The sequence below is a fragment of the Paracoccus sp. (in: a-proteobacteria) genome (assembly GCF_030538495.1).
Taxonomy (GTDB): Bacteria; Pseudomonadota; Alphaproteobacteria; order Rhodobacterales; family Rhodobacteraceae; genus Paracoccus.
In genome coordinates, this window is record NZ_JAUNTW010000021.1 from 1 (window position 1) to 10,682 (window position 10,682).

14 protein-coding genes and 1 pseudogene are annotated in these 10,682 nt (G+C 62.2%); 6 read left to right on the forward strand and 9 right to left on the reverse strand.

Annotated elements, in window-relative coordinates; translation table 11 throughout:
- The 9 genes and pseudogenes from Q4G20_RS13380 to Q4G20_RS13420 all read right to left on the reverse strand — a co-directional run.
- Positions 1–619 (reverse strand): annotated as a pseudogene (locus Q4G20_RS13380) (phenylalanine--tRNA ligase subunit alpha); the annotation flags it as partial.
- 60 nt (positions 620–679) lie between these two features.
- Complete coding sequence (arsB, locus tag Q4G20_RS13385; protein ID WP_303343955.1) at positions 680–1,696, reverse strand: ACR3 family arsenite efflux transporter; 1,017 nt, start codon at positions 1,694–1,696, stop codon at positions 680–682.
- Positions 1,693–2,532, reverse strand: a complete 840-nt coding sequence (locus Q4G20_RS13390; protein ID WP_303343956.1) for a helix-turn-helix domain-containing protein — start codon at positions 2,530–2,532, stop codon at positions 1,693–1,695. The genes arsB and Q4G20_RS13390 overlap by 4 nt, the downstream gene beginning before the upstream one ends.
- A gap of 81 nt (positions 2,533–2,613) precedes the next feature.
- The gene (locus Q4G20_RS13395; protein WP_303343957.1) at positions 2,614–3,027 is read right to left on the reverse strand and encodes a PaaI family thioesterase; all 414 of its coding nucleotides are present in this window, start codon (positions 3,025–3,027) and stop codon (positions 2,614–2,616) included.
- Positions 3,028–3,151: 124 nt separating this feature from the next.
- Complete coding sequence (locus tag Q4G20_RS13400; protein ID WP_303343958.1) at positions 3,152–4,522, reverse strand: glutamate--cysteine ligase; 1,371 nt, start codon at positions 4,520–4,522, stop codon at positions 3,152–3,154.
- A 51-nt stretch (positions 4,523–4,573) separates the two neighbouring features.
- Complete coding sequence (locus tag Q4G20_RS13405; protein WP_303343959.1) at positions 4,574–5,083, reverse strand: hypothetical protein; 510 nt, start codon at positions 5,081–5,083, stop codon at positions 4,574–4,576.
- Positions 5,083–5,916: a GNAT family N-acetyltransferase gene (locus Q4G20_RS13410; protein ID WP_303343960.1), complete on the reverse strand. Its 834-nt coding sequence runs from the start codon at positions 5,914–5,916 to the stop codon at positions 5,083–5,085. Before Q4G20_RS13410 ends, Q4G20_RS13405 begins: the two co-directional genes overlap by 1 nt.
- A gap of 78 nt (positions 5,917–5,994) precedes the next feature.
- Positions 5,995–6,612 carry a CDP-diacylglycerol--glycerol-3-phosphate 3-phosphatidyltransferase gene (gene pgsA / locus Q4G20_RS13415; protein WP_303343961.1) on the reverse strand — a complete coding sequence of 206 codons (618 nt, stop codon included), beginning with the start codon at positions 6,610–6,612 and terminating at the stop codon, positions 5,995–5,997.
- 123 nt (positions 6,613–6,735) lie between these two features.
- Positions 6,736–6,876: a hypothetical protein gene (locus Q4G20_RS13420; RefSeq protein WP_303343962.1), complete on the reverse strand. Its 141-nt coding sequence runs from the start codon at positions 6,874–6,876 to the stop codon at positions 6,736–6,738.
- Positions 6,877–7,235: 359 nt separating this feature from the next.
- Between Q4G20_RS13420 and Q4G20_RS13425 the strand changes: the two genes are divergently transcribed.
- The 6 genes from Q4G20_RS13425 (at position 7,236) to Q4G20_RS13450 (ending at position 10,054) form a co-directional block, all read left to right on the forward strand.
- Positions 7,236–7,610, forward strand: a complete 375-nt coding sequence (locus Q4G20_RS13425; protein WP_303343963.1) for a hypothetical protein — start codon at positions 7,236–7,238, stop codon at positions 7,608–7,610.
- A 4-nt stretch (positions 7,611–7,614) separates the two neighbouring features.
- Positions 7,615–8,361 (forward strand): hypothetical protein, encoded by a 747-nt coding sequence (locus Q4G20_RS13430; protein ID WP_303343964.1) that lies wholly within the window; start codon positions 7,615–7,617, stop codon positions 8,359–8,361.
- A gap of 219 nt (positions 8,362–8,580) precedes the next feature.
- Positions 8,581–8,781, forward strand: a complete 201-nt coding sequence (locus Q4G20_RS13435) for a helix-turn-helix domain-containing protein (protein WP_303343965.1) — start codon at positions 8,581–8,583, stop codon at positions 8,779–8,781.
- A 108-nt stretch (positions 8,782–8,889) separates the two neighbouring features.
- Positions 8,890–9,240: a hypothetical protein gene (locus tag Q4G20_RS13440; protein WP_303343966.1), complete on the forward strand. Its 351-nt coding sequence runs from the start codon at positions 8,890–8,892 to the stop codon at positions 9,238–9,240.
- 4 nt (positions 9,241–9,244) lie between these two features.
- A complete protein-coding gene (locus tag Q4G20_RS13445) occupies positions 9,245–9,511 on the forward strand; it encodes a hypothetical protein (protein WP_303343967.1) in 267 nt (88 codons plus the stop codon).
- 150 nt (positions 9,512–9,661) lie between these two features.
- Entirely contained in the window at positions 9,662–10,054 is a 393-nt protein-coding gene (locus tag Q4G20_RS13450; RefSeq protein WP_303343968.1) for a hypothetical protein, read from the forward strand.
- Positions 10,055–10,682 lie beyond the last annotated feature (628 nt).

Sequence of the window (10,682 nt, forward strand, 5' to 3'; positions counted from 1 at the left end):
GGTCCATGTCCATGCGATAGACGCGGCCCGGCGCGATCACGCGGATCGGCGCGCCGTGGTCCTGCATCGCGCGGATTTGCACCGGGCTGGTATGGGTGCGCAGCACATGCGGGGGGCGGTCGTCGCCGGGGGCGCGGTGCATAAAGAACGTGTCATGTTCCTGACGCGCGGGATGTTCGGGCGCGATGTTCAGCGCGTCGAAATTATACCAATCGGATTCGACCTGCGGCCCCTCGGCCACGGCAAAGCCCATATCGGCAAAGATCGCGGTGACTTCTTCGGTCACTTGGCTGATCGGGTGGATGGTGCCCTGCGCGCGCGGACGCCCCGGCATGGTCACATCCAGCCATTCCCCCGCCAGCCGTTCGTTCAGCGCCGCGTCATCTAGCGCCAGTTTGCGCGCCCGCAGCGCCGCGTCGATTTCGTCGCGCAATTCGTTCAGAGCGCGGCCGGTGGTCTGGCGTTCCTCGGGCGTCATCTTGCCCAATTCGCGCATCTTCAGGCTGATTTCGCCCTTTTTGCCCAGCGCGGCAAGGCGCACATCCTCGATCGCGGCGGGATCAGCGGCAGAATTGATGCGGTCCAGCCAGTGCTGGCGGGTGGGGGTCAGATCGTCCATCATGGCCTCGGGTCGTGTGGTTTTGCCCGCGTTACCACGCGCGCGCCGGGGGGGAAAGCCTTATGCCGGGAACCGCCCCCGCGTGCGATTGGCAAAGGCCACCAGCGACAGCATCACCGGCACTTCGACCAGCACGCCAACGACCGTGGCCAAAGCCGCGCCGGAATTCAGCCCGAACAGGCTGATCGCCACCGCAACCGCCAGTTCAAAGAAGTTCGACGTGCCGATCAGCGCACAAGGCGCGGCGATTTTATGCGGCACCCGCAGCGCATGGGCCGCGCCATAGGCAATCGCAAAGATGCCATAGCTTTGAATGATGATCGGCACCGCGATCAGCGCGATGATCAGGGGGCGGTCGATAATCACCCGGCCTTGCAGCGCGAACAGGATCACCACGGTCAGCAGCAAGCCGATGATCGAAAAGGGTTTAATCCGCGCGGTAAAGTCCCCCGTGCGTCCACGCAGAACCGCGCGCGTCACCTGCCCCGCCGCCAGCGGCAGCGCCACATACAGCACCGTCGCCAGCACCAGCGTTTCCCACGGCACAGCGATTTCCGTCACCCCCAACAGCAGCGCGACGATGGGCGCAAAGGCGACAATCATAATCGCGTCATTCACCGACACCTGCACCAGCGTATAGGTTTCATCCCCGCGCGTCAGTTGCGACCAGACGAACACCATCGCCGTGCAGGGCGCAGCCCCCAGCAGGATCAGCCCGGCGATATACTGCGCCGCATCCGCCGGTTCGATCCACGGCGCGAAAACGTAATCGAAAAACAGCACGGCCAGCGCGGCCATGGTAAAGGGCTTGATCAACCAATTCACCACAATCGTAATCAGCAAGCCGCGCGGCTGGCGGGCAACATCCCGCAGCGCGCCGAAATCAACCGCAATCATCATCGGATAGACCATCGCCCAGATCAGCACAGCCACGATCAGATTGATGCTGGCAAATTCGGCCCCCGCCACGGCACGGGCCAGCCCCGGCGCGACATTGCCCAAGGCCAGCCCCGCCACCATGGCGCCACCGACCCACACCGACAGCCAGCGTTCAAACGCCCCCAGAGGCGAACTCATGCATGACGCTCCGCAATGTCGCGCAATTCACGGACCAGCGAATCGCGTTCCAGCGTCGCCAAGGGCAGCGCCATGACATTCGCCAGACGCGTGGCAAAGATGCGATGCGTTTCGTTGAAGGCGGCGGCGATTTCGGCGTCATTGCCGGTCACAGCCGCCGGATCGGGAACGCCCCAATGCGCGGTGACGGGATGCCCCGGCCAGATGGGACAGGTTTCACCCGCCGCATTGTCGCAAACGGTGAACACAAAATCCATCGGCGGCGCGTCGGGGCCGGCGAACTCATCCCAGCTTTTGGATCGAAGGGGGGCGGTGTCGTATCCGTGCCGCTCCAGCAATTGCAGGGCGTGGGGGTTCGGCTGGCCCGTCGGCTGCGACCCGGCGGAAAACGCGCGGAACCGCCCCGAGGGGTCGGCGTTCACAATCGCCTCGGCGATCAGAGACCGGGCGGAATTGCCGGTGCAGAGAAACAGGATGTTGAACGGCGCGGTCATGGCAGGCTCCTGCGGGGTGGATGATAAGGTGGTCATCAGCGGCGCACAGATTTCGGGATGCCCGCCGCAGCAATCGCGGATCAGCCAGTCCAGCATCCGTTGCAACGCGGACAAATCGGCGGTGTATCGGATCTGTCGCCCATCCCGCGCGCCATGGATCAACCCGGCGGCGGACAGGGTGGACAGGTTCGACGACAGCGTGTTCGGCAAAACGCCCAGCCGTTCGGCAATCTGCCCCGCGACCAACCCATTCGGCCCCGCAGCCACCAGCAAACGAAAGGCCCGCAGCCGCATCGGCTGACCCAGCGCGTTCAGGGCGATGATGACAGAATCTTCGGACATAGACCAAACCTTTCGATAATTCGAGAATAGTCGAACTATTGCCCAAAGAAAAGGGACGATCAGCGCCGCCCCTGCCCTTTTTCAGCCCTTTACCGCAACCGGAACAATCGTCCCCTGCATCATCGCCACATGAATGCGCGCGCCATCATCGCCCACGGCCCAGACATCGGACGCCACCACGATCAGCCGCCGCCCCGGTTTGATCACGCGACCTTCGGCGATCAGATGACCCTTGGCCGGAGCCAACAGGTTGATTTTGATTTCCGATGTCAGAACCTCATGATCCGGCGGCGCGACGGTCAGCGCGGCATAGCCCGCCGCGCTGTCCCCGATGGCAAAGGTCAGTGCCGCATGTGCAAAGCCCTGTTGCTGCGAAAACCCCGGCCCGGCGGTGCATTCAATGGTGACACGCCCCTGCGCCACATCGGTCAGACGCGCACCAATGCTGGTCATAAAACTTTGCTGGTCGAAACTGGCCTGAATCCGCTCGCGCATCACTCCCCCCGTTTTCCATCAGCCTAGCCCGGCCAAAACAAAAAACAACCGCCCTTTCATCTTGGCCCAAATATCCCGGGGGCCCGGGGGCTGGCCCCCGGCGCCATCCCCCAGAACCACTCATTCAATACGAATATTCCCCATAAATCCGCGACAAATCCCCCGCCCATTCGCCGCGATATTTGGCCAGCAATTCATCGGCAGGCACCTGCCCGCTATCCACGCTTTCCTTCAGCGCGTTCAGGAAATGCGTCTCATCCGGCACCAGCCCGCCCGCGCCGGGACAGGCGCGGTTTTTCAGGCCGGTTTCGGCAATCGCCAACACCTCGCGCGCCAGATCGTGCATCTTGATGCGGCCCACCTGCGCGGCCAGACCGTCGCGGCCTGCCCCCACGCGCAGCGCGTCGCGCGTTTCGGCGTCCCATCCGCGCACCAGATCCCATGCCGCGTCCAATGCGGTCTGGTCATAGGTCAACCCGACCCACAGCGCGGGCAAAGCGCAGAGACGCCGCCACGGCCCACCATCCGCCCCGCGCATTTCGATGTATTTCTTAACCCGCGCTTCGGGGAACACGGTGGTCATATGGTCGGCCCAATCCGACAGGGTAGGAATCTCGCCCGGAAGCGCCGGCAGTTCGCCGCGCAGGAAATCGCGGAACGACTGACCTAACGCATTGATATATTTACCGTCGCGATAAACGAAATACATCGGCACATCCAGAACATAGTCCACCCACGCGTCATAGCCAAACCCCTCATCAAAGACGAAAGGCAGCATCCCCGTGCGCGCGGCGTCCAGATTTTGCCAGATATGGGCGCGCCATGACTTCATCCCGTTGGGCTGGTTATCCAGAAACGGCGAATTGGCGAACAGCGCCGTCGCCACGGGTTGCAGGGCCAAGGCAACCCGCAATTTCTGCACCATGTCGGCTTCGGATGCGAAATCCAGATTCACCTGAACCGTGCAGGTGCGATACATCATCTGGGTTCCCAGCGTGCCGACCGACTGCATATAGGGGGTCATCAACGCGTAACGCCCCTTGGGCATCATCGGCATCTGATCCTGCGACCAGATCGGCGCGGCACCCAAACCGATAAAGCCCGCGCCAATGTCGTTTGCAACGGCCTTCACCTCGGTCAGGTGCTGGTTCACCTCGTCGCAGGTTTGGTGAATGGTTTCCAGGGGCGCGCCCGACAGTTCCAACTGCCCGCCGGGTTCCAGACTGATATTCGCGCCGTTCCGTTCCAGCCCGATCAGCTTGCCCTGCTCGGTCACGGGCGACCATCCAAACCGATCGCGCAGACCCGTCAGCATCGCGGTGATCGACGTGTCACCTTCATACGGCAAGGGCAGATGCTGCGCCGTGTCATAGCCGAATTTTTCGTGTTCGGTGCCAATGCGCCACGCCTCGCGCGGCTTTTCCCCGCTGGCGATATAGGCGGCCAGTTGGTCGCGGCTTTCAATGGGGCCACCGCCCTGTTGGGGAATCGACATAACGGGCGGCCTTTCAGTTTGATCCAACTGACAGGTGACAATCGCGGGCGGCTAAGTCAAGCGCGCTTCGCCGCCCTTACGCCAAAGGATGCGCATCGCGCCCGGTTCGGGCGCGTCCAAGGCGGCGGCAACCGCGCCCATATCCACCCCCGGCAGCGCGGTGAACGCATCGGCCAGCACCGCCGCCCCGGCCGCGTCCACGGGAATAATCAGAATCCCGTTTGCGCAATGCAGCCGCCAATGCGCATGACCATGCCAATCCATCAAATCAATCTGGGTCAGTTCGCGCACCGGGATTTCGCCGCCGGTAAAGGTCGCGCCGTAATAGCGGATCGCGCCCTCGACCAGTTCCACCACGCCGGGGGCGGCAATGGCGCGGCGAAAGGCCAGCCGCCGCAGCGCCCCGATCAGCAGCGCCAGCCCGACCAGTGCCACCGCAATCCCAATCGTGCCAAAGAACAACCCGCCGCGCAGCCCGATCCAGACCCCAAAGCCAAAGATGCTGGCGCAGATCAGGGCCTCGGCATGGCGGCGCAGCCAGATCTGGATTTCGGGGCGCATTACGGCACCTGCGGGGTGGCGAAGATGACCAGCCGCACCGGCGCGGCGGGGCGAAACCCAATCGCGACATAGGCCCGCGCGGCGGCGTCATTGGCGGCAAACAGATTGGCGCGCGTCACGCCTCGGTCGCGCGCCTGCACCAGATGCGCGGCCACGGCGGCACGGGCATAGCCCCGCCCCCGCAGCGCATGCGGGGTAAACACGCCGCCAATCTGCACCTGATGCGGCAGTTCGGCGTTAAACCCGGTCAGCGCGACGGGTTGATCGTGGTGATACAACACCCGGTGGCTGCCTGCGGCCAGATACAGGTCAATATCCCCCGCCGCGCGGGTCAGCGCGGTGTCGGCGGGCTGGTTCTGAACCTCGGTCAGATAGGTGCTTCGCCAGTCGATCAGCATATCCCGCAGGTCGGCACGGGCCGGGATCAGCCGCAGCCCCGCCATATCCGGCACAATCAAATCCGACAGCGCCAGATCAAAGCCCGGTTCGGTTTTCTGCATCTGCACCGGCGCGTCATGCAGCGCCAGCAGGTCCATCAACCGCAGCAATTGCGCCGCATCGCCGTTCATGCCGCTGATGGCGCGCCCGCTCAGCGCCTCTGCCAGCCCGCGCCAATCGGCGTCGCTGGCCCCCGCCATTTGCGGCATCAAAACTCCGCTGACGGTTAATCCGGCAAAGGCCGTGAAATCCGCGTTCCGCCACAAATGCAGCGCATGGGGGTGATCGCCCGCCAGGCCATGCTGCGCCAGATTGGATTGCAGAAAAATCGGCGCGGGCGCGTCACGCAGCGCCGCCAAGGCGCGCCCGCGTTCGGATTCACCGACCCGAATCACAGGCCGCACCCTTGGATGAGTATTTTTGCACAGAAGAAGCCCATCGGTCCCGCGAATCCTTGGCGGTCGTTTATGCCATCAGCCCCGCAGATAGGGCCGCGCTTTGGCGAAATAATCCCACCCGGTCCATGCCGTCAGCACCGCCGCGCCCCAGATCAGCACCAGCCCGGTATGCGTGGCGACCGCCGCCCAGCTGCCCGACCAGATCAGCCCGTTTTCCCCCACACGCGGCGGCTGGCCCAGTTCGACATAATGCAGCCCCGTTCCCAGAAACAGCACCGCAATCGCCACCATTTGCAGGGTGGTTTTCCATTTCGCGGCCTTGGTTACCGCCAGCAGCCGCGATTTTTCGCCTAAAAATTCGCGCAGGCCGGACACGAACACTTCGCGGAACAGGATCACCGTCACGGGCAGGATCAGCCAGGGATTCATCCCCGAATATCCGGCGATAACGACCAAGGCGATAACCACCATGGCCTTGTCCGCGATCGGGTCCATGGCGGCGCCGAAGCGGCTTTCTTGTTGCCATGCGCGCGCAAGGTAGCCGTCGAACCAGTCCGTGATCGCCGCCAGCAAAAACAGCGCAAGCGCCGCCCAATCGGCCCAAGGCCGCTGGAAATACAAAAACATCAACGGCACGGCAGGCGCCGCGATCAGCCGCATCAGGGTCAGGATATTTGGCACGGTCCAACGCATACCCGCAGACTAGCCGCCCGCGCGCCCAAGGGAAAGGGCGTCTGTTGTGTCGTCACCAAGACACAGACGAAACAAGGCGCCACGCCCGGGCTTCTTCTGTGCATAAATACTCATGGCGCGACCTCAGACTGGCCAGCCGCCCTGTCGCATCGCGCCTAGCAGGCGTTGATCGGCATTGCCCGCCATCATGTCCAGACTGGTGCGGCGCAGAAACCAATCCAGATAGCCCGCATAATCGGGCCGGTGATCCGGGGCCGCGCGCATCGCGTTATCCGGTCCCATCTGGGCGGTGTTTAGGGCGATGTGGTGGTAATCGCTTTGCCCAAACAGCACCACGGGTTTGCCAAGGATCTGTGGCGCGGCGGGCCTAACGGGATGAATCGGCGGGCCTAACGGGATGCAGGCCAAACGGGACGGCGGGCGATTTCGCGGCGGGGCGCACAGACGCTGAACAACTCGGGATTGCATCGCCCCCGCACTCAATGGCGGAGGCTTTTCGTTGTTCTGACAGAAAAAGGGCGGGAAAAAAAATCAGTCTGGCTGCATTTTTTGCTTGTGTCAGTCTCATTTTGAGACTATTTATGAATTATTGAAAACCACCGCACACGCGAGAGGAACACAAAATGAGCAACCCCGCTGAAACCGTCCTGACCATGATCAAAACCGCGACTGCGCGTCGGATCATGGCGAATTATCTGCCAGAGCCGGGATATGCGCCCTGCTTTGTTTTGATCGCCGAGGCACTGACCGGCCACGGGAATGACGCTGAAATTGACCTCGGTGTCATCGAAGGCGCTCATCAAGAGCTGCGCGACCTGACCAACCGCGCCATGGGCGTTGAAATGTTCGTCGGCGGAGACGTGGGCGCTGAGTCCCGCGATTTCCGTGTCGCGGTTTCGGCACTGAATGAAATTATCTGGGAGGGGGTCAATAAAGGCGACGCAGCCGCTGGCATGGCCGCGATCCGCGAATATCTCGCCGATCTCATGGCAGATTGATCACATGCAAATCTCCATCACAAGGGGCTGGTCAATCCAGCCCCACGCGACCGCAGACTGCCGCAATGCTGACGATTGGGCCGCGCTGCTCGACGCTTCGGGCGGCGGGCTGATCTCGGTCAGTCTGCACGGGGAAAAATTCTGCCTGTCCGTTTTGAGGGACACAATCGGCCCGCGCCCGAGTTGGCCGCAGGTCGTTAACGCAGTGCGCGCCTATTCCGACGCCTATCTGCCACAACTGCGGTGGGGCGATGCGATCGACCTCCATGAGGTTGACGGGGCGTTGCCGATTGCCGAACATAAACCCGTGGCGGTGTCGACATTGAACATTTTCTCTGCGAAACCCAATTTTATAGACCGCCGCGCGGCGTCTGCCGCTGGGCTTGAGGCGTCATTTGAGACGATCCGGTATCGGGGTTTTTACCTGCTGTTTGAACGCGGTCGCGTGGTTGCACGCAGCAGGTCCGGCATCAATCAGGGGCCGGGTCAGATGAAGCGGGGGGATAGAATAAATTTCCACTGGCTTGCGCACGCAAATCTGAAGCCAACATACGCGGTTGTCGCCAGTGACCATTTGCCAATTCACGGCTGCCGTGTGGGGCGGTGGCTTTATCGACAGGCGGATTGGGAGTTCTGGGGGGAATTGGCCTGCGCAGAAATTGACAGGCATCACGCAGGTCAGGCCGCAAAATATCGCGTGGACCCCTACCGCGCGGAGGAACTCGCTCTTTTTATCGACGACAAAGAATGACCGATTGGAACAAACATTATAGGCGGATCAGAGCCAGCCACCGGCTCCACAAACGCGACGTTGTTAGATGCTGTCAACTCGGCGGCTTGGAGATCACCGTGAGCCGCGCCGAGGGGTGGGCGCGGGGCGCATCTGACGTTCGGCGGCATGTTGTAATGAGTGAGCAGGAATTCGACAGTTTTACCAGTGGATTAGTCGATTGGGCGAGGGAGGCATATAATGACACCGATTGATGACAAGCGCCCCTTTGCTCAGGTCTTGGCTGACTGGAAACAGCGCCGGGGCCTTACCTATGAGGGGCTAGCCGAGGCGACGGGCCGCAGCCGCGCCACACTGGCTCGCGCTTTGGCGGGTGATGATATCGCCTATGAGCGCGACCTGCGCGCCCTCATGACGCTGATTGATGAGGGGCGGGCCTAAAAAAAAACGACCTGAACGCAAATCAGGGCTTGCGCGGTTCGCAAAACGAACTTATGTTGTATTCATAGGCAGACGGCAAAGGGCCGCGCCTCTCACCGGAGACTGAAAATGCTGAACATCGACCTGAAAGCCTTCAAAGCCCTCTGCGAATCCAGCCGGGCGCATTACGCGCAATCGGGCATGGACGCCGACATGATCGCGCTCCTGCATTGCGACGGCATCCAGATGCAGCGCAGCAAGTGGGGCCGCAAGGCCGAAGCCGAAGCCCCCGCTAGCGAAGGTGAAATCGCCGCTGGTCTGCGTCAGGCCGCGATGCACTGCGTTGACCCGGCGTCGGATAAGCAGATTAAATACCTCGCGGCCCTGATCGTTCGGGCCGGGAAAAACAATCAGCGTTGGGATGGGGAGTCGCTGAGCAAAGCCCGCGCCTCGCACTACATCGAAGAACTGAAAGGCTGAACAGATGCAAAACGACCTGACCCGCGCCGATCTGGCCCGCCGCCCTCACATCGTCAAATACACGGGCGGCAAGACCCCCGGCTTCATCGGCTTCAAGACCGCAGAGAGCGCCGAGGCGTTCAAGGCCCGCGCCACCGAATACGGGCCGGTTGAGGAGACCAACGCTGACGACCTACCAAACGGCTTTTGGCGACCGTTGGAAATGTGGGAGCAGCGCGGGATTAACGGGGTGATCTCGCTCACCGGCGGCAAGCTGTGGGTAAGCCGCTAAAAGCCCCGGCAGCCGTAGCCACCGGGGTGATGTGGTGCGCCGATGCGCTTGCCAACCGCGCCCCGTGGATACGGCGGCTTAATAACACTGCCGGGGTGTGCTGGGCAGATTATCGAATGTTCGCCGCACCCGTCAACACAGAGAGCTAACATGAATAACGACGCTTTCGCGGCTTGCCTGATCCGCGCCCTTGGCCTGACAGCCAGCGACCTGACCGAAATCGGCGGTTGGTCCGGCCCCCGTATGGCCCAGCACATCATGTCCGGGACACGGCCCTGTCCGGCTGATGTGCTTGAGGCGCTGGAAGATATCCAAGATGACCTTGAGACGATCACGGATGAGTTGGTTGCAAGGGTCGAGGCGGGGGAGGCCGCGATTTACGTTTACCGCGACCTCGATCAGCTGCGCCAAGACTGGCCACACTGGCCGGGGCGCGGAAAGGCAGCGGGTGGATTCCTCGGCCCGTTCCAGATCGCGGCCCACACCGCTGCTGCGATGATGGATGAAAACGGAATCGAGGTCGAACTGCTGTTCTGCGCCTAAACAAAGCCCCGGCAGCCGTGGCCGCCGGGGTGATGTGGTGCGCCGAGGCGCTTGCCAACCGCGCCGAAAACGCGGCGGGTCAATAATACTGCCGGGCAGTGGCCGCACATTAGCAGTTAAGCCGCGCCCGTCAACGTGTGGCGCGGCGGGCCTAACGGGATGCGGGCCAGACGGGGTTGCATCGCCCCCGCACTCAATGGCGGAGGCTTTTCGTTGTTCTGACAGAAAAAGGGCGGGCCGTTTGGCCCGCCCCTGTCATTTTCGGCGCAGCAGGATCACAAGGATTGCGATTTGCGTGGCCAGTGTGGCGATTTGCATCGCCAGATACAGTCCTGACATGGGTTTCCTTTTCCGTTGATGGGGTGCGGCCTTGATTTGGCCGCACCATCTGTCTATTTTGGAGGGGTCGGGAAGGGCTTTTCGGCCCTCCCCTTCTTTTCATTTACTCCGGCTGGCGGTGATCAGTGTGGCAATTGCCACCGCCAGTTGGAGCGCCTGAAAAGTCCAATCAATGTAATCACACATCTCTTGGTCCTCCGGTCGCGGTCATGATGACGCTGGTCGATGAAGGGGGGGTGTGAGGGATACGGCCATCCTCAAAACAAGGCGATTTTTCTGGCGCGGCGCG